Source organism: Treponema sp. (genome assembly GCF_045641405.1).
Taxonomy (GTDB): domain Bacteria; phylum Spirochaetota; class Spirochaetia; order Treponematales; family Treponemataceae; genus Treponema_D.
The window spans coordinates 87218-110347 of sequence record NZ_JAZUGX010000001.1 but is presented as its reverse complement, the minus strand read 5'-3'; the positions used below and the strand labels follow the sequence as shown (position 1 = coordinate 110347).

The window sequence follows — 23130 nt, the reverse complement described above, 5'->3', positions numbered from 1 at the left end:
GCAAAGTGCACGGGACTGCCCCTAGATGAAGTCGAGGAGATTTCTAAGACCAATCCGTAGACAGTTGGTAGCAAATAAAAATGACTGTCCAATAAGTATATTTTTCGGTGGTTGAGCGTTACGCTGCGCCCCACGCATCTGTCAGGGCTTATGTCGAAACCACCATATTTAATGGTCTTGTCATTTCGACAGGAGACTTTATGGAAGTTCCATTGCCATATGCAATGACCGCTGGCATAATTACTTTTGGGACAGCCCTTCATCTTTAGTTCTTTTTGTTCTGAATTTGGACATCATACTCCGGACTTGCAGTCCTGAATTCCTAGAATTTTCTGGAAAATCCTTTTTTATAAACAAGCCTTTTGTATCTCGCTTTTCTATCTTTCGTATTTACCTGATGCTGTCATTTATTTTCATTGTTTTTCATGATTCTTGTTTTCTGGTATCAAAAAAGGTCAGATTCCTTAAAAGAAATGGGAATGCTTTTTAGCATGCTTTTTACACTTGACGCTGGAATGCCTGAATCTGTAATTAATTGTCAGGTTTAATATTGAGATGTTTAAAATAAGAAAACCCCTGGGGATGAGCCAGGGGCCTGCTTCGCTAGACCATTTTCATGATCTGTCTAAGCATATCTTTCGGGTTGGATTAGAACCACATTGAAACGCGTACAGGTACTGCCCATACGAGCTTGTCGTTCTTTTTAGTCTGATCGGCTTTAATTGAGCCGTTTGCTTCGATTCCACCAAGGTTACCGCTGTTTGTTGTTCCCTGGAATGCTGCACCGATCATTGCGTTAGAACCGATTCCCTTTGTTACGCCTACAGAGAATGCAATGTGGTCAGACTTTTCAACTTCCTTGTCAGCAACCTTAGCCTTTGAGAGGTAGCGAACATCTGCTGAAAGGTTCATGCCGTCGCCGAGGTTGTAGTCAACACCAGCACCAGCCTGGAAGCGAGGATCTGCACCTTCTTTTCCTGACTTCTGGTACATGAAGTAAGCACCTGAAGCAGATACCTTGAGTTCGTCGCTAACCTGGTATGTTGCACCGAGGGCGATCTTCATCTTGTCAGATTTCTGGAGCTTACGATCTTCCATCTTGTCGATCATTGTCATCTTGAAGCCAACACCTACCCAGAGGTTTTCTACTGATGTAAGGTCGAATTCTGCTTCGATTGCCTTGTCGAGGTAAGCATCCTGTGCTTCTGCTGCAGCTACAGCTGCTACATACTTACCACCAGCTGCCTTGATAGCTTCTGCTGCAGTAAAGTCTGCTGGATCTGCAACTGTCTCGCCATCCTTGTCAACCCACTTAGCTGCTGCTGCTGCAACTGCTTCTTTCTTTGCTGTGTTCTTAAGAATCAACTGTGCCTTGATCTTACCAACACCTTCGATGTTGTAAGCAAAACCAGCCTGCATGTTCTTGAATACATCAGCTGTTTCTGTTGTTTTATCATCTACAGGAAGAACTGCCTGGATGTAAAGACCATCAACTGGAGTTACTTCAACCTGTACACCAGTCTTTCCGTTTCCAGACATCAAGAGACCTTCGTCACCTTCTATCCATGCACTTGTTGGGCGGAGCCAGTTCCATGCACCGTAGCAGATGTCTCCACGGAGTGTGTTGTTGTCGTACTTACCGTAAGACAATGTCAATACGTCGATTGGCTTTACCCAGATCTGTGAGTAGTCACCAGCTGCTGGAGTGTTGTTTGCCTGTGTACGGTAAGAGAAATCCATACCTGCCAACTCGTCTTCTGACTTGAAGTGGAAGTCGATAGCACCAGTACGTGCTGTTCCGCCCCAAGACATTCCCATGTTTGAAACTGTGTTGAGACCATCGTTAGCAACTGGTGTAAAGATGGAATTTGTCCATGTTCCGAAAGATAATTCTGCGAAAGCAGATGTTGTCAATGCTGCTGCTGCAGCTACTGCGATAAGAGTCTTTTTCATCTCTTAGCCTCCTTAAAAAGACACCGATTTCTTAAAAAACTCTAATCAACTTATAACGGATTTTATTTTGTATTGTCCTAAGGTTTCCGATAATATGATTGGTATGTTTATGGGAAAAAAGTTTCTTGCCGCCATGGTGTCTTTCTTGATGTTTGGGGTGGCATCTGCGGAAAAAATAGTTCTTACTCCACAAAAATCAGTTGAACTCGCAATGGAAAACAACAGCTCACTTAAGCAAAGTTCAATAGGATTAAAGACCAGGCAGAGGGAAAAAAAATATTCCTGGAACGGTATTGGTCCCAGTGCAAGCGTGAGCGCAAACTATAGTTCAACACTTCCATCCAAAGAAGGCAGCAGGGATTCCGTAAGCCTTGGTGCAAGCGTTTCTGCAAATTTAACTACTTCGCTTTACACCCAGATCAAGGGTGCGGAAATAGCTCTTGAGCAGCAGAAGATCACCTATGAGCAGGCTGTAAAGGACATCCAGCTTGCGGTATACAAGTCATACTACAATATTCTTTACGGTCAGGAGAACTTGAATTTAAGCAGGAAGAATCTTGATACAAAAAGGAAGCAATACGAGGCAAACAAGGAAAAGTTCAACAGGGGAATGCTGAGCAAGGTTGATGTTCTTAGTGCCCAGATAAACTGTCAGAACACAGAGCTGGATGTTGAGCAGAAAAAAATGGCCCTCGATAATTCCATAGAGCAGTTCAAGCTGGTGCTAGGGATAGGTTTGGGTTCAGAATTGGAATTTACAGGTGACTTCAGGAATCTTTATGATGTTGAAAAAATCAATGTTGATGGAATAGACCCAAAATCTTCTTCCATTTCAAGCCTTGAGAAGCAGTTGGAATCGGCAAAAAATAGTCTTCTGGCGTTGAGGTTCGGCGCTTATTCACCAAGTCTAAGTGCAGGTTACAGCTATACAAATACCTATGACGCAAATGGATTCAACAAGATCAGTGATGGAGGATCTTTAAGGATCGGTGCAACCATACCTTTGGATGGACTGCTTCCATGGTCAAGGAATTCAGTTCAGATCGAGGCACAGAAGGATAACATAGAAAGCCTTGGGCTTAAGCTTGTAAATGAAAGGGTAAATTTTCAGATTGAAAGTGACATCCTTGTAAAAAAAATCAACCAGTGCATAAAGAACATCAAGGTAAGGAAAAACGGCATCGACCTTGCGGAGACAAATTATAACATGACTTATGAAGCATACAATCATGGTATAAGGGATCTGCTTACTTTGCAGGCGGCTCAGGACAATCTTCTTTCTTCCCGGGTGAGCTTGGTTTCTGAAGCAAACACCTTGATTGCGACTGTATTTGAACTTGAAAATAAATGGGGGCTTGAATACGGCTCTTTGCTTGGAGATATAAAATGATTGAAGATGAGAAAAAAACGATAAGCGTTAAGAGCATTGTTGTAACCGTGTTCTGTCTGCTGGCAGTTGCAGCAGCTTTTCTGTATGTAAAGAAATCTCCTGCAAAAGGTGGTCCAGGTGCAGGTGGCAAAGGATTTGGGCCTGGGGGAATGAAGACGGAAACTGTTGTCACGGTAAAGACAATGAATGCTAAAAAAGAAGTTCTTCATGACTATGTAAACACCAATGGGGAAATAGAAAGCAAGAGCAGTGTTGCAGTATTCCCAGATATCGGTGGAAGCCTTTACAGAAACTATGTGAGTCTTGGCAGCATAGTAAAGAAAGGAGATGTGATTGCTGAAATAGATCCAAGCCAGCCTGGAAGTTACTTTACCCACAGTAAGGTTCTAGCACCAGTAAGCGGAACGATCATTGCAAGTGTTGTAGATCCTGGAACAAAGGTTACGACACAAAGTGTGATAACTACAATCGGTGATGTCTCGAACCTCCAGCTAAAAGTGAAGGTTGTTGAACGTTATGTCGCGGATATCAAGCCTGGGCTTAAGGCAAAGGTAAATCTTGAAGCCTATGGCGATGAGATATTTAATGCAACGGTTTCAAGGGTTTCTCCTGTTGTCGATCAGACAAGTCGCACAAAGGAAGTGGTTCTTGATTTTGACAGCAAGGATAAGAGAATCAATGCGGGTATGTTTGCCAAGGTCATTTTGTTCACCGTTGATTACAAGGGAAAGATTGCTGTGCCCTTGAGCTGTATCGTTACGAAAGGTAAGCACAGCTATGTCTTTGTGATTTCTGAAGATGGACAGACGGCGGTAAAAAAAGAAGTTGTGCTTGGAAAGGCTGTCGATAATCTTGTCCAGGTAGATGGAATTGAAGAAGGTCAGGAAGTCGTAATTCAAGGTATGGGAATTCTGACCGATGGTGCAAAAGTTAGAATTATCGGAAAATAGAAAATGATCAGCGAAAAGACAATGCAGCACCCGATTCTGCTCTTGATGGTGTTTACTCTTCTTGGGTTGACGGGGCTTTTTACAATGAAGAAAACGGCTCTTTCCCTCATGCCAGATATCGACATGCCTTATCTTACCGTGTCTGCAACCTATACCAACGCGGGGCCTGAGTCGGTTGAAAAAAGCGTGACTAAAGTTCTGGAGGATGCCCTGGTCAGTCTCAGCGGACTTAAGTCAATCAATTCAACTTCGATGGAAGGCAGAAGCCAGGTAAGTCTTGAATTCAACTACGGTACGGATCTGGAAATCGCGGCAAATGATGTGCGCACAAAATTGAGCCGAATAACCAGCCGACTTCCAGATGATGTACAGCCTAATGTCTTCAAGATGGATGCAAACAGCTGGCCTATACTTCGCATTGCAGTACGCGGCAACAGAAGCGCAGACGATCTTAAGCAGATTGCCGATGACTATATCGTTGATGTCCTTGAGCAGGCAGATGGTGTCGGTGAAGCAAGTTCCAGCGGTGGACGCGCTAAGATCGTAAGGGTTGAAATTGATCAGAATAGGCTTCAGGCATACGGACTTACTTTGACTCAGGTTTCATCAAGTCTTGGCAGGCAGAATATTGAAATTGGCGGTGGACAGATCACGGAGGATTCAAAGGATTATTCAGTACGTACCACAGGTGAATATAAAAGCATCGATGAAATCAGCAACACCGTGATTACGACAAAGAATGGATATGATGTAAAGCTCTGCGATCTTGGACGGGTTTTCATGGGCTATAGGGATGCTTCCAGCGAAGTCTACATCAATGGAGAACCTGGTGTCTATGTTTCCGTTACAAAGCAGTCTGGAGAAAATTCAGTCAATGTCGCCAATGCCGTGTATGAAAAGATGAACAGCCTTAAGGATGTTCTTCCTGCGGACATTACGATGGAAATCATTCGCGATGATACTGACAGTATCCGTGATACGCTGAAAACCCTTTTGGACAGTGCCTGGCAAGGTCTTGTTCTTGCAATCATAATTCTCTTTGTTTTCCTCTGCTCGATAAAATCTACGATCATAATTGCAGTTTCGATTCCACTCAGCATCATCATCACTTTGCTTTCGATGAACATGTGTGGAATCACATTGAACATGATGACCATGACTGGTCTTATCCTTGGTGTCGGCATGATAGTAGATGCTTCAGTCGTCATGATCGACAATATCTATTCCTACAGAATTCGTGGAACAAAGGCACATGTTGCGGCTGTCCTTGGCAGTCAGGAAATGATCGTTTCCGTTGTCTCTGGAAACCTTACGACAATATGCGTATTCATTCCTTTCCTTTTCTTTATGAAGGATCTTGGTTTCATGGGACAGATGTTCAAGGGCATTATCTTTACGATCGTTATTTCATTGGTCTCTTCATTGTTCGTTGCCATTTTCCTTGTTCCCGTTCTTGCAGGCCATTTTCTGCCTCTTACCAACAGAAAGGAAAAACCTGTAACTTCACCATTGTTCAAGTTTCTTTATGGAATGTTTGGAGCGGCACAAGGTTTTATTGAAAAACTTTACGGCAGAGCCTTGAAAGCGGCATTGAGGCATAGGATCACTTCTGTCGTTGCCTGTGTGAGCGCTCTTGCAATTTCCCTCATCTTTGTTCCTACTTTGAAAATCCAGATGATGACGGGTGGACATGATGACAGTGTTACGGTAAAGATGGTGCTTCCTACTGGTACCAGCCTTGAAGAGACTACGGATATGGTTCTTCAGTTTGAGCAGATTGTAATGAACGAAATCAAAGGATATAAAAACATCATTACTTCCATCGGTTCCGGGTCACGAAATGCAACTTCATATACCGGACAGATTCAGATTCAGTTGCCTCCAAGTGACAGACAGATAGACAATGATGTTGCAATCCAGAAGAAACTCAGGGCACACTTTGGAGATTTTACTGATGTTGAATTCAGTTTTGGACAGGGTAGACGCCAGCAGATGACAGGTGCCGACATCGATATTGTTGTCAGAAGTCAGAGCCTGACAAAGGCAATGGATGTTGCCAAGGAAATTTCAGATGTAATGGCAACCATGGGAGAGATCGGTGAGCCAAGCGTTGATACTGAAGAAGGTTTGCCGCAGGTTCAGATTGAAGTAGACAGACAGCGTGCCTATAACTTTGGAGTGAACATCAATACGGTTGCTAATGAAATCAAGGCTTCCATCGAAGGCGTTACGGCAACAACATTCCGTGATAACGGCGAAGATTACAGTGTTCTTGTAATGTTGAGGCCTGAAGACAGACAGAAGGTGATGGACCTTGAACAGATTTATGTGAGCGGTTCAAGAGGATTGGTGGCACTTTCGAACATCGCAAGTGTAAACAAAGGTCTTGGTCCTGTTTCCATCAAGCATGAAAACAGAAACAGGCTTGTGCATGTTACGGCAAATATCCTCAATGATGAAAATGCAAACATCGTGGAAAAAAGAATCAAGGAAGAATGTGCAAAGACTTTCATTGTTCCTGAAGGAGTTTCAGTAAGCTATGAAGGCAGCTGGACAGAAATGGCAAAGCAGGGAAAGGTTTACGGAACAATCATCCTCATGGCCATCATCCTTGTTTTCGGTGTCATGGCGGCAACCTATGAAAGCTTTAAGGCTCCGATCATAAACATATTTACGATTCCGTTCATGGTCATCGGCGTGATTCTGATCTATAAGATTACAGGACAGGCGTTCAGCTTGATGAGTGCTGTTGGTCTGATCATGCTTGTCGGTATCGTCGTTAACAATGGTATCATTCTTGTTGACTACACTAATCTTTTGCGTGAGCGTGGACGTCCGATGCTTGATGCCTGTTATGAAGCAGGTGTAAGCCGTCTGCGCCCAGTTCTTATGACCACACTTACAACAATCCTTGGAATGATTCCAATGTGCTTTGCTTCAAGTGGAAGCGCAGGTATGGTTCAGCCTATCGGTATTGCCGTTGTCGGTGGTCTTGTAAGTTCAACCTTCATCACTTTGTTTTTTATCCCAGTTCTTTACAGTTATGTGATGAAAAGCCGTAAGAGGAAAGAAGAAGGAATCGTCGTATGATCAGGATAGAAATAATTTCAAACAAGTCAGTTCAGGAAGACATTGAAAAGGCAATGGAAAGGAACATAAAGAATTTTTATTACACCATAATTCCATTGGTACTTGGTAGAGGAGGCGAGAATAGAAAACTCGGAACCGCTACCTGGCCTGAAACCAACTTTGCAATGATCAGCTATATCGAGGATGAAGATTTCGAAACGGCAAAAAAGGTCATTGCGGCGATAAAAGAAAAATTTTCGGGCGAAGGAATCAAGATGTTTGCCGTCAAAGCCGATCTGTAAAATTTACCATAAATAACGCAAATTTTGCCATGTGGAAAAACTGGAGTATTTTCGATGATATAGTTTTCCCATGAGTAGTTTTTATGCAAAAAGTATCAGATGTAGAATTCTTTGCTATCTTTTAGGCTGTGTGATCATTGTGGCGGCACATGCAGAACAGGTCAGGATCACGGTTCTTGATGGTGAACTTGACCTTCCACTTGAAGGTGCAAAAATTTTCCTTAATGAAAACCGTTCCCTTACAGCTGAAACGGATTTTGAGGGAACTGCAGTCCTTGAACTTGATGACGGTTTTGAACAGGGGAACATCGTCTGCCAGTTTCCTGGCTATGCACAGTCAATCCAACATATAGAATCTGGTGAAAATGAAATCAAAATTCTGATGACCATAAGCAATTTCCTTGAAGGCAAGGAGCTTATTGTTGCCCGTGCTGCGCAAAAAAGCAGCCAGCAGTCAGGAGTTTCAGTCGTAATGACCAAGGAACAGATGGACACAACTGCGAGAAGCGGCCTCGTGGAAGATGTGATGTCCAGTGTCGGTACGATGCCTGGTATGACTTTTGGCGGCCAATGGAACAGCGAACCAAGCGTGCGCGGCGGTTATCCAAGGGAGATGGCGTATGCCTTTGATGGCGTATACATAATGTTTCCTTGGCACTGGGGCGGTGCATATTCAATTTTCAATCCCAATTTCGTAGAAAGCACAAAGCTTAACAATGGAGTTTTTTCTGCAGAATATGGTCGTGCTGTCTCTGGTCTTCTAGAGGTTAACAGCGTGATGCCTGATGACCAGGTGCATTTTACCTTTGATTTGAATTACATTTCATCTTCATTGTTCCTTTCAGCTCCTATCAGTAAAAAAGCTGGAGTGGTCTTTGGTGCGAAGGTAACCTATCTTGAAACTTTGATCGGAACCTATCGTCATGTTTTCAAAGGAAGCCAGACGGACATGATTGAAAAACCTCCTTACATCAGGGATTTTTATACCAAGGCTTTCTATGAACCGACGGATAAAATAACTTTTACTTTCAATGGTTTCTTTGGCAGCGATGGAATAGGCCTTGATATGAATGAAGACAATGTTGAAAGTAAAGATGAAGTGATTTCGACGGGATTGATGAAATATGATCTTTATCAGGCTTTTACAGGTTTTGATGCAAAATGGATGGTGAACGATGATGTCCAGGTCAATGGACGTTTTGCCTGGAGCATGATGAAGGAAGATCTTTCCATGAATACAAAGGAAAGCGGTTTCATAAAATACAATCAGGATTTTGTTGAGAAATACAGCGCAGTGTATCCTGGGAAAGTTGCAAGCGGTGGTGGATACAATCTGAATACAAGCAACAGCTACACAGAGAAAGTCAACAACCATCAGCTTCAGGGAAAGCTCGACACGGAAATAAGGATGGATGAATTCAACAGATTCAAATTTGGAGCAGAAGAAGTCCTTGCATTCGGTTCAGTTGAGATGGATGCAGACATGTGGCTTGAGCATGATTTTGGAGGTCCAAGTCCCTTGTATCGTCCTGTTAAATTTTCTTCCAAGTCAGAAAACAACAAGACATGGAATACCTCTTCTTTTGCAATCTGGAAATATGGAAACGACGATAGCCTTTTGAAAGGAGAGGTAGGAGTAAGACTTGACCACATGAAGATTACGGGCAAGGGAGTTGATATTAATTCACCTGTAGATATCAATCCTAGGGTGACTGTTCATTATGTTCCAGTAAGGGTATGTGGAAAAATAGAAAAAGTTGTTTTTACGACAGGGGCAGGTTTGTTTTCTGCAGTTCCATTTGATGCTTCCATGGTTTCGGAAAGAATTCTGGTGGAAGACAAGACGAGGATGGATAGGGCTGTGTTTTCCGTTCTTGGAGCAGAGCTTGATCTTGAAGACGGATGGAAATTTTCGCTTGAAGGATATTACAAGCAGTACCTGAATAGGCTGTATGTCGTCAATGACGAAAGAAATCCAGTGGATGTAATCACAAGGTCATACACTGACGGAAAGGGGTATACTGCAGGATTTGATCTTATGGCACAGAAAAGCGTAGGAGAAAAATGGAATGGATATCTTACATATTCTTACATCTATGCAAGGTATATGAATCCTACTAAGGCTGAATACAAGTATCAGGAAACTACACGGGGTGATCCTCTGGATGAATGGTATTATCCACAGTTCCACAGGTTCAACACGATGAATCTAATTGTAAACTACAAGCCTGTTCCAAGTTGGACTTTCACACTTAAAGGAACTTTGGCGACTGGAACACCAAGAACAGATGGCGACAAATACTGCTATGCTGCGATTGCTCCTGATGGAACCGTGATGCAGCGCTATACAAGAAGCCATTTCTACAGCGATACCTTGAGGACGGATATCAGCTGTCCTGTGGACATAAGGATTGCCCATACGGGAACATTCAAGAATCATCCTAAGTGGAAGTGGGAGTGGTATCTGGGAGCCGAGGATATCTTCCTGAATCTATATTCGCCAAAGGGATCGGACAGATTCAATCAGACAACGGGAAAACCTGAAAGCAGTGATGTCAATTTCAGCATTGGAATCCCGATGATTTCACTTGGCTACAGATTGAGTATATAGGAGTTATAAAATGAATCTTTTGGAAATGTTTAATCTGGGTGGTCCATTCATGTGGATCCTGCTTATGTTCAGCATTGCGACTTTTGCGCTTATAATCGAACGCTGCGTTTATCTGTTCTGGCATGACTGCAAGGTTGATGGACTCGCAAAGGAAATAAAGAATTTTCTCAAGGACAACAGAAAAAGGGATGCTGAGAACATGCTCAAGCAGTGCACAAGAAAAAAAACTGCGGCTACTGTTTTTCTTGCATTGCTTGAAAATTCTGCGTTCGGTGAAAACAGAATGGAACGCGCTGCGGAAGGCGAGGCGCAGGAAAGGATACGCAGGATGGAAAGTGGATTCAACTATCTTACAGCCCTTGCGTCCCTTGCTCCTTTGACAGGTTTTCTCGGAACGGTCAGCGGAATGATCGGCGCCTTTAAAAGCATTGCCAGTGCAACCGATGTAAATGCCCAGCTTGTAGCAGGTGGAATTTACGAAGCCTTGATAACAACGGTCTTTGGTCTGATCATTGCCATCATTGCTTCCATTGGATACAACCTTTTGGTACAGCGTGTCGATAATTTCGCCGCAGAAATTTCAAAGGCAGTAAATGATCTTGTTCCAATTCTGCTCAAGGAAAGGGAAAATGATTAGACGATGTCGCCGTGGAATTGAAGATGCAGGAAGCAGCGGTTCTCTCAACGATCTTTCATTTCTTCTTATTGTGTTCTTCATCGTGATTGCAGGGTTCAATGTAAACAAGGGATTTCTTCTTAATCTTCCAGAAAAGGAAAAGCCTCGTGTAGTAAACAGCCAGGACCTTATGACCTGCGTTCTTCTTTCTGATGGAAGTATATCCGTAAAGAATGAGGTTATGGATCCATCTGCCCTTGAAGAAAAGATTTTTGCAATGAAGCAGTCCTTTCCTAATATGACGTTTCTGCTGCTTGTTTCTCCACAGTGTCCTTATCAGCGTGTCATCGATGTGATCCATTCGGTCCGTCTTTGTGGCGTCGAGAATTTTTCATTCAGAATGGAGACACAGCAATGAATATAATCCGAAAGCGCAGAAGCTGTTCCATCACGACATCATCAATGTCGGACATTGGGTTTTTGCTTTTGATTTTTATCATGCTCATATCCTTGATGAATCAGCGGCATGAACAGCATATTGAATATTCTGAAGCGTTGAAAATAGAAAAGACTCAGGCTGAAAAAAACTTTGAGATCTGGATCACTGTCGAAGGCGAAATTTTTGTGGACGGTGAAAGACAGTCATGTCAAAGCCTTGAGCAGAAAATCGCATCAGCCGTACTTGCCAATCCTGGAGTAAGAATCCATTTGATAGCAGATAAAAATACTCCCTATGAGCATGTTGATGGTGTAGTTCAGATTCTGCAAAGACTGCAGCATCGTGTCGTTAGTTTTGTTGTCCAGGAGAGTAGCAGATGACATTGCATATCAATAAAGAAAAAATTCCATCGTATGTTAGACTTGCAAGCATTGTCATTGTCTGTGCTGTCTATGTCATTTTGTTTCATTTTGTAAAGGCTGGCCCTGAAGAAACAAAATATGAGCTTTCTGATTTTGATTCGACCATGTTCAAGCTCGTTGATGTAATGGAATATGCGCCACCTCCACCTGTGCAGGAAAAAGTCATTGTTATGACACAGCAGTCAAAATCTGCAGAACAGATCGTAGAGACGGAAGAAAATATCCAGGAAATCCCTGATACGACCATGGCGGAGATGAACGATGCGGATTTTTTACCGCAGCACAAGATTTCAAGCATTCCTGTCATTCCGACTGATAAAATCCTATCGCGTATAGTGTATCCTTCGATGGCATTGCAGGAGGGTATTGAAGGTGTGGTATATCTTGAACTGTACATCGATCAGAATGGAACCATCAGAAAGACTGTTGTCTTAAAAGATCCAGGACACGGTTTTGCGGATGCCGCGCTAAAAGCCATCGAAGGTTTAGGATGCATTCCAGCTACGGCAAATGGACAGAATGTAGCGGTAAGATTCAGATATCCTGTCAGGTTTGCGATAAAGAAATGAGGCCTGCTTGCCTAGTCAAGGAATGCTTCGAAGTCTTTGAGAGGCAGAGGTTTTGAATAGAAATATCCTTGAATGCTGTCGCATCCGATTCCTAAAAGGAATTCTGTCTGTTCTTTTGTTTCAACGCCTTCGGCAGTTATATGTATTCCAAGCTCTTTTGCCAGCTGGACCATATGGACGATGAGCCGTTCACCGCCATAGTTTCCGATGAAATCAATCAGGCTTTTATCAAGCTTCCATGTTTCAAACTGCATGGTGTTCAATGTCGACAGGGAAGAATAGCCTGAACCAAAGTCATCCATATGAAGCACAAATCCTGCCTTGATGAAGGATTCTGCAATGTCCATGATCGAACTGTTGGTGACAGCCGCGGTCTCAGTTATTTCAATTGGAATCAATTTTTTGTCGATGCCGATGGTGTCAACGATGTGGGTATATATGCTGACGATGTCCTTGTAATACAGACTGATGCGCGACAGGTTTATGGAAACTGGAACTACCTTCTTTCCTTCGTCTAGCCATTTCTTCTGCTGTTCGCACACTTTCCTGAATATATATTGGTCAAAGTTTTTTATCAAACCGTTGTTCTCAAAGATAGGAATGAACTCGCTTGGAGAAGTGAATGATTTTCCATTCCTTATCCATCTGACCAGCGCCTCGGCTCCGATCATCGTGTGGGATTCAGGATTGTATTTAGGCTGGTACCAGATGTTGAATTCATTCTGCGCAAGGGCATCCTCAAAACCGTCTATGATGCTTTCGTCGTGCACCAGGCTGTCCATATCCTTTTCTTCAAAGAAAGCATATTCCGACTTCTGAAGTTTCTTTGCGTTGTTCTTTGCCGTGACTGCCTCGCTGTATGCCATTTCGATTTTCTTGTTGGGATTCCATGACGAGATTCCGAAATACGGCTTCATCTGAGGTACGGAAAGATCTGCAGATATGAGGTTGAGAGCGTAGGATATTGCCTTAAGTTTCGGTATGATTTCTTTCTGATCTACGGTAGGGCAGAAAATGATGAACTGGTCTGCATTGATGTGGGCGGCAAGTTCTCCGCGGGAATAGTCGAACACTTCTTCGATTCTGTTCCATATTGCCTTTATGACTTTGTCGCCTGTTCCAATTCCACAGATGGTGTTGATGATCTTAAAGGCGTGGATGTCAATGGAGATGATTGATCCTGGAGTTCCCAGTTCCGTCAATTTTTTCTGGAACTTGATGTAATTGTATCCGTTCGTGATCGGGTCGTAATAGGCATAATGTTCAAGTTCGTCCTTGTGCTGCTGCTCCTCGATCTTTTTTGCATGGGTTGTGTTGTTGAGGACTGCCAGGGTACATATGTCGCCGTCTTCGTTCTGGGTAAGAAAAAATCTCTGGCTGAGGAAGAGCTCCTTTCCTTTGTCATTGGTGTACCAGTAGTCTATTATGTAATCCTTTTTCCCATTTTTGAAGGATTCTATGAGGAAGTCCTTTGTGTTGAAAAACACCTTGTGCTTGCTTGCGTAATCTGGATCTATGAATTTCTTTACCCATCTATCGATGAATTCAGAAAATTTGCATGGAGCTTTAAGATCCACCAGTTTAAGGGAAGGGTAAAGCTTTCCTTCTTCATCAATATAAAAAACTTCTTTTTCTATGAGATCCTTAGTAAGGTTTGCATCATAATAGCAGATTGCATCGGAAATGATCGCCTTACGGTACTGGGATTCATAAAACAGTTGCTTCTTGAGAGATTCTATGCTGTCGTTATTGTAGGTTTGTTCCATTGCCTGCAATCCTTCCTAATATCAAGGATAACACAACAATGGAATTAAAAACACTGAATTATGAGTTTTTATATTTTTTTTGTTTTAGGCTGAATTATTGGAATTTGTCCATTTCCATACGGCAAAGCTGGTCGCAGATTTCATTGTATTCAACGCCTGCGTGTCCCTTTACCCATTTCCATTCGATGTCCAGCTGGTTGTAAAGGTTGTCCAGTGCAATCCATAGGTCCTGGTTCAGTACAGGTTTTTTTGCGGCTGTCTTCCATCCGTTTTTCTTCCAGTTCTTTATCCATGAGGTGATGCCGTTCTTTACATACTGGCTGTCGCTGTATACTTCCACATGTCGGTTTCTCCAGTCTGTGTTTTTAACAACTGCGTCCAGTGCGTTTATTGCGGCGCTAAGTTCCATGCGGTTGTTTGTGGTCTGCCTTTCTCCGCCTGAAAGCTTTGTGATTTTTGTTCCGTCTATGATTACTGTTCCCCATCCACCAGGTCCTGGGTTTCCCGAACATCCACCGTCTGTGTAAATAACTAAATTTTCCATAGAAAAAGTATAGTATATTAATTAAGAATTAGGAATTAATAATTATGAATTATGAATTGCCGTTGACAAATGAGAATTATTGTAATATATTCATAATTGTAATGATTACAAAAATAATTATTACAAGACTGGCTATAATTTATTGAAAAGTTCTTTTCTATAGATTATAATCTTCGCAGAGATTCTTGCCGTAGATTTTTGCGGCCAACAAATACAAAGAGGTTTTAACTATGGAAATGAGACCAGAATGGGAAGGATTTAATCCTGACGGTTTGTGGACAAGCGAAGTTAACGTTCGCGACTTTATCCAGGCTAACTACACACCTTATGATGGTGATGCAAAGTTCCTGGCAGGACCAACAGAAGCTACAACAAAGCTCTTCAATGAACTTATGAAGCTCCAGAAGGCAGAACACGACAAGAACGGTGTTCTTGATATGGACACAGATGTTGTTACAGGTATCACAGCACATGAACCAGGATACATCTGCGCAGAAGGAAAGAATCTTGAACAGGTTGTAGGTCTCCAGACAGACAAGCCTCTCAAGCGCGCTTTCATGCCTTATGGTGGAATCAACATGGCTGTTCAGTCATGCGAAATGTACGGATATGAAGTTTCTCCAAAGCTCAAGGAAATCTTCACAAAGTACCACAAGACACACAACGACGCTGTATTTGATGTATACACTCCAGAGATCCGCAAGGCTCGTTCAGCACACCTTTTGACAGGTTTGCCTGATACATACGGACGCGGACGTATCGTTGGTGACTACCGCCGTGTAGCACTTTACGGTATCGATTACCTCATCAAGGCAAAGGAAGCTGACAAGGCTAGCGTTGGAAACGGAACAATGACTGAAGAAGTTATCCGCCTCCGCGAAGAAGTTTCTGAACAGATCAAGTGCCTCAAGCAGATGAAGGAAATGGCAGCAGCTTACGGATTCGATATTTCTAAGCCTGCTACAACAGCTAAGGAAGCATTCCAGTGGCTCTACTTCGGATACCTTGCTGCAATCAAGACACAGAACGGTGCTGCAATGTCTGTAGGACGTATCTCTACATTCCTCGACATCTACATCGAACGCGATATCAAGAAGGGAATCCTCGACGAAACAAAGGCACAGGAACTTGTTGACCACATGGTAATGAAGTTCCGCATGGTACGCTTTGCTCGTATCGCTTCTTACAACCAGCTCTTCTCTGGTGACCCAGTATGGGCAACACTCGAAGTTGGTGGACTTGGACAGGATGGTCGCCACATGGTAACAAAGAACGACTACCGCTTCCTCCACACACTCGAAAACATGTCTCCTTCTCCAGAGCCAAACATGACAGTTCTCTACTCAAAGAGACTTCCAAAGATTTTCCGCGACTACTGTGCAAAGATTTCTATCGATACATCTTCTATCCAGTACGAAAACGACGAACTCATGCGCCCAATCTGGGGTGATGACTACTCAATCTGCTGTTGTGTTTCTGCAACACAGACAGGTAAGGAAATGCAGTTCTTCGGTGCTCGCGCTAACCTTGCTAAGGCTCTTCTTTACGCCATCAACGGTGGACGCGACGAAGCAGCAGGTCTTACACCAGGTGCACAGGTTGGACCAGAAATGGCACCAATCACATCTGAATACCTTGACTACAATGAAGTTGTACGCAAGTACGACGCAATGCTTGAATGGCTTGCTGACCTCTATGTAAACACATTGAACGCAATCCACTACATGCACGATAAGTACTACTACGAAGCAGCTGAACTTGCTCTCGAAGACACAAACGTTAAGAGAACATTTGCAACTGGTATCGCAGGTTTCTCTCACGTTGTTGACTCACTTTGTGCTATCAAATACGCAAAGGTTAAGGTTATCCGTGAAGATGTTGAAATCAAGAATAAGAAGACTGGTGAAGTTATCGGTGTAGCAAAGGATATGGCAAAGGACTTCGTTATCGAAGGCGACTTCCCACGCTACGGTCAGGATGACGACAGAGCTGACGAAATTGCAGTATGGCTCCTCAAGACATTCATGGCAAAGATTGCAAAGCACCCAACATACCGCAATGCAGAACCTTCTACATCTATCCTTACAATCACATCAAACGTTGTATACGGAAAGGCTACAGGTTCATTGCCAGACGGACGCAAGGCTGGAGAACCATTCTCACCAGGTGCTAACCCATCTTACGGTGCAGAAACAAAGGGTCTCGTAAAGTCCCTCAACTCTGTTGCTAAGGTTCCATACAAGTACGCTCTTGATGGTATCTCTAACACACAGACAATCAACCCTTCTGCTCTCGGACACGATGAAGCTGAAAGAGTTGAAAACCTTGTTAACGTTCTTGACGGTTACTTCTCTAAGGGACCACATCACCTTAACGTTAACGTATTCGGTGTTGAAAAGCTCAAGGACTGCCAGGCTCATCCTGAAAAGCCAGAATATGCAAACTTCACAGTTCGCGTTTCAGGTTATGCAGTACGCTTCATCAACCTTACAAAGGAACAGCAGGACGACGTTATCGCTCGTACATGCCATGCTTCTTTGTAATTCATAATGCATAATTCATAATGCATAATTAACCCTGGCTTATGACTTGTTCATTTGCCAGGGTTTTGTTTTTTATTTATACTTATAAAACGGAGGTCTTACCATGGGTAAAGTATTTCAGCTTGAATCATTCGGCAGCGTAGACGGACCAGGCGTTCGTTTCATCATCTTTTTTGCAGGTTGTCCGCTCCGCTGCAAGTATTGCCACAATCCTGACTCATGGAACCTTGCCGACGGAAAGGATTACACTGCAGACCAGCTTCTTGATGAGGCTGAAAGCTGCAAGAGCTACTGGGGCAGCAAAGGCGGAATTACCGTAAGCGGTGGCGAGCCCTTGTTCCAGCTGGATTTTCTTCTTGAACTTTTTACAAAGGCAAAGCAGCGTGGAATCAACACCTGCATCGATACAAGCGGTGCACCTTTCAAAAAGGAAGGAGAGTGGTTTGAAAAATTCCAGAAGCTTATGGATGTGACTGACATTCTTCTTATGGACATCAAGCACATAGATGAAGACGAGCATGTAAAGCTTACGGGGCAGAGCGGAAAGAACATCCGCGAGATGTTTGCCTACCTTGATGAAATCAAAAAGCCGATCTGGATCCGCCACGTTCTTGTTCCTGGAATTACAGACAAGGAAGAATACCTTATCAAGACCCGCGACTTCATCCGCACCCTTTCAAACGTTCAGCGTGTTGAAGTTCTTCCATATCATGGTCTTGGTGCAGTAAAGTATAAGGATCTTGGAATTGAATATGAGCTCAAGGATCTTGAAAGCCCTAGTGCCGAAAGCGTAAAGAAGGCGAAGGAAATCCTTGAGTGCGAAAAATATGACGCCTGGCGCAACTAGTGCAGTCTGGAATTGCCAATGAGCGAGAAAGATGAGATAGCCAGGGAAGTCCTTCCGTTTTTGATGGATCTTTTTCCTGGTGTTCCTGTTTCCACATTCATCACTATCTTCAAATATTTCAGCATTGCTGTGTTCTCCTTCCTGGGAATTTTTGTTTTGTCCTATGTGGTTGTAAGGTTCTACATCAGGCATAAGTCCGAACGCTACATCAAGAATCTTGATGCGCTCAACAGCATTGAAAAACTGGATGCGGATGATGCAAGAAAAAAGATGCTTCGTGACCTTATCCTCCAATGTGTTATACTTGGCGCAAAAATTGATTTTCACACCAACAGAAAAAACAATTCAAAAAGCGTAAGTCAGATTATATGGAAAATGTGCTGCGACCTTGGATTGGACAAGGAGACTTCAATTCTCTATACCTGTGCCGCCATGGTCTATGACGTAGGCTTTCTCGATGTGAATGCAGTTTACTTTCATACTGAGGTTCTTTCTGCAAAGGAAAGAAAGCTTTTGCGCGCCCACATCATGAATAGCTATGAGCATCTTCTTTTTGTTCCAGAGGATATACGTTCTGTCTTTTTTGATGCGGCCATGTTCCATCACGAAAACTACAACGGCAGTGGTTATCCTGAAGGCCTTCATGATGAAGAAATTCCAAAGATAGCCCAGATGATCCGTGTTTCAGAAACCTTTGTCTCCCTTACAAGCAAAAGATCCTACAGAAAGGTTTTCCAAAGGGATGAAGCCTTGAAGATACTCAATGAAAGTTCATACTGGTATGCAGAAAGCTACCTGAAGGAAATTCAAAAAATCGTCTGATGAATTTTCTCTGCCTGAATTGAATGCAATTGCACTACCGTAATCCGCGAAAATGGTTTATCATTTGAACCATGAATTCAGAAATTAAAGACAAGCTCCTTGAGCGTTTTATCAAATATGTCAGAACCTATAGCCAGAGTGACAGTGTTAAGGCTGACGAAGGCGTGATGCCAAGTACACCGCAGCAGTTTGAAATGGCAAAGGTTTTGTGCGAAGAACTTAAAAATCTTGGCTTGCAGAATGTTCAGACAACTGAATATTGCTATACCTATGGTTTTCTTCCTGCAAACAACGGAAGTGAAAAAAGCATCTGTCTTCTTGCGCACATTGATACAGTCGATGAGGTCAGCGGCCTCAATGTTAATCCACAGATTTCAGAAGAAGACGGTGATGTAATAATCCGCACAGACGGAAATACTTTACTTGGTGCAGATGACAAGGCTGGCGTTGCTGAAATCATGACAACCATTGAATACTATGTAGATCATCCTGAAGCAAAGCATTGCGGCATTGAAGTTATCTTCAGTCCTGATGAAGAAACTGGTCACGGCATGGACAAGGTTCCTCTTGAACTTTTGAAATCAAAGTGTGCATATACTGTGGATGGTGGCTCTCTTGGAGAGCTTGAGGTTGAATGCTTTAATGCCTGGAAATCTGAAATTGAATTTACAGGTGTTGCCTGTCATACGGGAACTGCCCGCGGTGTGATGGTGAATGCCGCAAGTATGGCAGCCGCTTTCCTTAACAGCCTTCCTCATGGCGAGCGTCCTGAAACTACAGACGGATATCAGGGATTCTATGCACCCATGAGCATTGAAGGTTCCATAGAAAAAGCAAAGGTTGTTCTTTTCCTAAGGGATTTTGATCTTAAGGAAATGGAAAACCGCCGTGAAATAGTTGAAATGCTTGCCCGCAGTACGGCTGCATCTTTTGGGGGAATGGTAAAGGTTACCCATACCCAGCAGTATCTCAACATGAAGGAAAAGATGGATGAAGCCCCAGAGGTTGTCTCAAATCTTGTCGCCGCATATAAGGCTGCAGGAATAGAACCAAAATTTGTTCCTATCCGCGGTGGAACTGACGGAAGCCGCCTTACAGAAATGGGAATTCCAACTCCAAACATCTTTACGGGCGGTCACAATTTCCACAGCCGTGACGAATGGGCTAGCCTGAATGAAATGGAAAAAGCGGCTGAAGTTTTAATCAATCTTGTAAAGGCGTAGACCGGGAAATATGCTGGACTGTATATAAGTCCTTTAATTGTAAACATCCATTATTTTTGGTAAAATAAAAGAATATCCAGGCTTTTCTGGGTGTTCTTTTTTTATTTTAAAATGGGGTCTTCAAGATGATCAGAATTCAGAAAGCATCAGAAATTGAAAACGCATTTTTTGGCGGCAGAGACTTTGGTTCTTCTATCGATGTTGTCCGCGATGTTTTGAATGATGTGCGTGCAAACGGTGATGCAGCCGTACAAAAATACTCAAAGCAGTTTGATGTTGCCTCACCATCTGCATTGGAAATTCCTCAGGCAGAACTTAAGGCTGCTGCGGAAAAAATGCAGAAAGAAAATCCTGATCTCTATCATGCTCTTTGCTACAGCCGTGACCTTGCAGTTCGTTTTGCAAAAAAACAGCGTGAATCCTTTGATGACTTTGAAGTTGAACTTGAACCTGGACTTTTTACAGGACAGAAAAATATTGCCGTTGACCGTGCAGGTGTTTATGTTCCTGCGGGTAGATTCCCATTGGTTTCTACAATGGTTATGACGGTTGCTCCTGCCGTTGCTGCGGGCGTAAAGGAAATCATTCTCTGTACTCCTCCAAGAAAACATCCGTCTGGAGAAGATAAGGCTTATGCCGATGAAAACATCATGGCTGCTGCCTACATCTGCGGTGTTACAAAAGCTTTTGCCTGCGGTGGTTCTCAGGCTATCGGAGCAATGGCATTTGGAACAGAATCAATTCCTGCAGTAGATGTAATCGTTGGACCTGGAAATAAATTCGTTGCGGAAGCAAAGAAACTTGTTTACGGAACTGTTGGCATCGATATGGTTGCAGGTCCTACAGAAGTTTTCATCATTGCAGATGAAAGTGCAAATCCTGAATGGGTTGCAGCAGATCTGCTTGCTCAGGCAGAACACGACATTGTAGCTCAGCCCGTCCTTGCCCTTACTGATGAAAACCTTGCAAAGCGTGTTTCTGAAGAAATTGAAAAGCAGCTTGAAACTCTTGAGACTGCAAAGATTGCCCGTCAGAGCATCGACAGCTACGGAAGAATCATAGTTTGTTCTTCCCTTGAAGAAGCAGCCGAGCTTGCAAACAGAAAGGCTCCAGAACATCTTGAGCTTGCAATGGAAGCAGGTGCTGTTCGTGACAAAATTGAAAGCCTTGTTCACAATTACGGTTCACTTTTCATCGGCCACGGTGCAGCGGAAGTATTCGGTGACTATGCAGCAGGATTGAACCACACATTGCCTACAAGTGGCAGCGCAAGATTTACTGGTGGTTTGAGCGTTCGTGTATTCTTAAAGACTGTTACAACTTTGCGTACTGATGCTGCAAAGGAAGGTCCTGCAAATTCTGCAAAGGCAGCAGGAATTCTTGGTGATGCAGAAGGACTTGCAGGACATGCAAGAGCCGCAAGATTCAGATTGTAAATTAAGGAAGTTAGATAGATGAGAATTACAAAGCTTGGTGAAGAAATACTCAGACAGAAATGCGAACCAGTAAAGCCTGAAGAAATCAACGATGAAATGCGTGCTCTTTTTGAAGAGATGTTTGAGACAATGGTAAGTGCCAACGGAGTCGGTCTTGCTGCTCCTCAGGTTGGAATTGCAAAGCGCTTTTTTGTCATCGATGTTGGTGACGATGTAAAGCGTGTTTTCATCAATCCTGAAATCATCAAGACTTCTTCTGAAACTTCTTCATACGAGGAAGGTTGTCTTTCTCTTCCTGGATTTTCAGAAGACATTGTTCGTCCTGTAAAAGTTTCTGTAAGTGCTCTTGATGAAAACGGAAAGCCTTTTGTAATCAATGATGCTGATGGACTTCTTGCAAGATGCATTCAGCATGAAAACGATCACCTTGACGGAATCCTTTATATCGACCACGGTGATGAAGCATATAAGCAGGAAGTAATTGAAACAATGCAGCGCCGTGCAGAAAGAGCCGCAAAAAAAGCAGCGGCAAAAGAAGCAAAGCAGCGTAGCATTGAAGCAAAGAAGGCTGCAAGAGAAGCCAAAAAAAATAAGTAGGTAATAAAGTAAATGCTTAGAGTAGTTTATGGTGGAAGTCCACAGGTTGCAGCGACAATCCTTGAACTTCTTTTGCGTGACAGTGAAATGTCAAAGGCAACACCTGATGAACAGTATGAAATTGTCGGAGTCCTCACAAATCCTCCTACAGCAAGAGGTCGCCATTCTGAGCTGGTTCCAACTGAAGTAGAACAGTATGCCCGCACCTGGAATGAAGCAAGAGGAACTGACATAAAAATTCTTTGCCCTGAACATGTATGCGCACCTGAGCGTGAAATTCTTGCGTCCCTTAAGCCTGATATTTTCATCTGTTTTGCATACGGACACATTCTTGGACCAAAGTTCTTCTCTCTTTTCAAATACGGTGGAATCAACATCCATCCTTCCATACTTCCAAAATACAGGGGTGCAACTCCAATCAACGAATGTATTCTGAATATGGATGAAGAGACAGGCTGTTCAATTCAGACAATGGCTTTGGGAATGGACGAAGGTGACATCATAACCTGCCACAGGTATCGACTGACGGGAAATGAAAATGCTGAATACCTTTTGCGCCAGTGTTCCGTTTACGGTACTGCAATGTTTACTCAGTATTTGAGGCAGATTTCACGCACAGGAGTTCTTCCTCCTGCAACGCCACAGGTAGGAGAGCCTTCTTATTGCACAAAGATAAAGAAAGAAGACGGTAAGATTGACTGGAAGCTTTCTGCGGAAAAGATAGATGCAATGATAAGGGCCTATACTCCATGGCCAGGTTGCTTTACGACTGCAAACGGTGTTCAGCTTAGGATATTGAAGGGAAGGGCTGCATCAAAAGTTGCAGCACAGGATCCTGCGATTACAAAAAACACATCTGCAGTTCCAGGTACTGTCCTTGATTACAACAAGCAGCGTGGAATTTTGATTCAGACTGGAGATGGAGTTCTTCTTGCAACGGAGCTTCAGTGGCAGTCTAAGAAAGCAATGGATTATAAATCATTTATGAACGGAGCCAGAAATTTCATCGGCACTGTTCTTGAGTAGGGATG

19 protein-coding genes are annotated in these 23130 nt (G+C 43.2%); 16 read left to right on the top strand and 3 right to left on the bottom strand.

All coding sequences use genetic code 11. The annotated features are described in order from the left end of the window. Nucleotides 1-648 precede the first annotated feature (648 nt). Nucleotides 649-1953: a hypothetical protein gene (locus tag ACKI39_RS00415; protein WP_407396544.1), complete on the bottom strand. Its 1305-nt coding sequence runs from the start codon at nt 1951-1953 to the stop codon at nt 649-651. A 109-nt stretch (nt 1954-2062) separates the two neighbouring features. Here ACKI39_RS00415 and ACKI39_RS00410 point away from each other — a divergent pair, with 109 nt between their 5' ends. The 9 genes from ACKI39_RS00410 to ACKI39_RS00370 all read left to right on the top strand — a co-directional run bounded on the left by ACKI39_RS00410 (nt 2063) and on the right by ACKI39_RS00370 (nt 12321). Then, entirely contained in the window at nt 2063-3343 is a 1281-nt protein-coding gene (locus ACKI39_RS00410; RefSeq protein ID WP_407396542.1) for a TolC family protein, read from the top strand. After that, a complete protein-coding gene (locus ACKI39_RS00405; protein WP_407396540.1) occupies nt 3340-4293 on the top strand; it encodes an efflux RND transporter periplasmic adaptor subunit in 954 nt (317 codons plus the stop codon). The genes ACKI39_RS00410 and ACKI39_RS00405 overlap by 4 nt, the downstream gene beginning before the upstream one ends. A gap of 3 nt (nt 4294-4296) precedes the next feature. Beyond that, on the top strand, nt 4297-7383 hold the full coding sequence (locus ACKI39_RS00400; RefSeq protein ID WP_407396538.1) for an efflux RND transporter permease subunit: 3087 nt from the start codon (nt 4297-4299) through the stop codon (nt 7381-7383). Continuing rightward, complete coding sequence (locus ACKI39_RS00395) at nt 7380-7664, top strand: PG0541 family transporter-associated protein (RefSeq protein ID WP_407396536.1); 285 nt, start codon at nt 7380-7382, stop codon at nt 7662-7664. Before ACKI39_RS00400 ends, ACKI39_RS00395 begins: the two co-directional genes overlap by 4 nt. Nucleotides 7665-7734: 70 nt before the next feature. Next, a complete protein-coding gene (locus tag ACKI39_RS00390; RefSeq protein ID WP_407396534.1) occupies nt 7735-10275 on the top strand; it encodes a TonB-dependent receptor plug domain-containing protein in 2541 nt (846 codons plus the stop codon). A 10-nt stretch (nt 10276-10285) separates the two neighbouring features. Then, nucleotides 10286-10912 (top strand): MotA/TolQ/ExbB proton channel family protein, encoded by a 627-nt coding sequence (locus ACKI39_RS00385; protein ID WP_407396532.1) that lies wholly within the window; start codon nt 10286-10288, stop codon nt 10910-10912. Then, on the top strand, nt 10905-11309 hold the full coding sequence (locus ACKI39_RS00380; protein WP_407396530.1) for an ExbD/TolR family protein: 405 nt from the start codon (nt 10905-10907) through the stop codon (nt 11307-11309). The genes ACKI39_RS00385 and ACKI39_RS00380 overlap by 8 nt, the downstream gene beginning before the upstream one ends. Continuing rightward, the gene (locus ACKI39_RS00375) at nt 11306-11710 is read left to right on the top strand and encodes an ExbD/TolR family protein (protein WP_407396528.1); all 405 of its coding nucleotides are present in this window, start codon (nt 11306-11308) and stop codon (nt 11708-11710) included. Before ACKI39_RS00380 ends, ACKI39_RS00375 begins: the two co-directional genes overlap by 4 nt. After that, on the top strand, nt 11707-12321 hold the full coding sequence (locus ACKI39_RS00370; protein ID WP_407396526.1) for an energy transducer TonB: 615 nt from the start codon (nt 11707-11709) through the stop codon (nt 12319-12321). Before ACKI39_RS00375 ends, ACKI39_RS00370 begins: the two co-directional genes overlap by 4 nt. A gap of 11 nt (nt 12322-12332) precedes the next feature. Here ACKI39_RS00370 and ACKI39_RS00365 read toward each other — a convergent pair whose 3' ends face one another. Together ACKI39_RS00365 and rnhA are read right to left on the bottom strand one after the other, a co-directional pair. After that, nucleotides 12333-14087: an EAL domain-containing protein gene (locus ACKI39_RS00365; protein ID WP_407396524.1), complete on the bottom strand. Its 1755-nt coding sequence runs from the start codon at nt 14085-14087 to the stop codon at nt 12333-12335. A 94-nt stretch (nt 14088-14181) separates the two neighbouring features. Next, a complete protein-coding gene (rnhA, locus tag ACKI39_RS00360; protein ID WP_407396522.1) occupies nt 14182-14631 on the bottom strand; it encodes a ribonuclease HI in 450 nt (149 codons plus the stop codon). Between the two features lie 230 nt (nt 14632-14861). Between rnhA and pflB the strand changes: the two genes are divergently transcribed. From pflB to fmt, 7 genes are all read left to right on the top strand, one after another. Next, complete coding sequence (gene pflB, locus ACKI39_RS00355; RefSeq protein WP_407396520.1) at nt 14862-17174, top strand: formate C-acetyltransferase; 2313 nt, start codon at nt 14862-14864, stop codon at nt 17172-17174. 103 nt (nt 17175-17277) lie between these two features. Next, entirely contained in the window at nt 17278-18021 is a 744-nt protein-coding gene (gene pflA / locus ACKI39_RS00350) for a pyruvate formate-lyase-activating protein (protein ID WP_407396518.1), read from the top strand. 18 nt (nt 18022-18039) lie between these two features. Next, on the top strand, nt 18040-18843 hold the full coding sequence (locus ACKI39_RS00345; protein WP_407396516.1) for an HD-GYP domain-containing protein: 804 nt from the start codon (nt 18040-18042) through the stop codon (nt 18841-18843). A 71-nt stretch (nt 18844-18914) separates the two neighbouring features. Further along, nucleotides 18915-20066, top strand: coding sequence for a peptidase T (gene pepT, locus ACKI39_RS00340; RefSeq protein ID WP_407396514.1), 1152 nt, complete (start codon nt 18915-18917; stop codon nt 20064-20066). Nucleotides 20067-20191: 125 nt separating this feature from the next. After that, entirely contained in the window at nt 20192-21502 is a 1311-nt protein-coding gene (gene hisD, locus ACKI39_RS00335; RefSeq protein ID WP_407396512.1) for a histidinol dehydrogenase, read from the top strand. 18 nt (nt 21503-21520) lie between these two features. Beyond that, nucleotides 21521-22099 carry a peptide deformylase gene (gene def / locus ACKI39_RS00330; RefSeq protein ID WP_318691129.1) on the top strand — a complete coding sequence of 193 codons (579 nt, stop codon included), beginning with the start codon at nt 21521-21523 and terminating at the stop codon, nt 22097-22099. A 12-nt stretch (nt 22100-22111) separates the two neighbouring features. Continuing rightward, on the top strand, nt 22112-23125 hold the full coding sequence (gene fmt, locus ACKI39_RS00325; RefSeq protein WP_407396510.1) for a methionyl-tRNA formyltransferase: 1014 nt from the start codon (nt 22112-22114) through the stop codon (nt 23123-23125). The last annotated feature ends 5 nt before the right edge of the window (nt 23126-23130 follow it).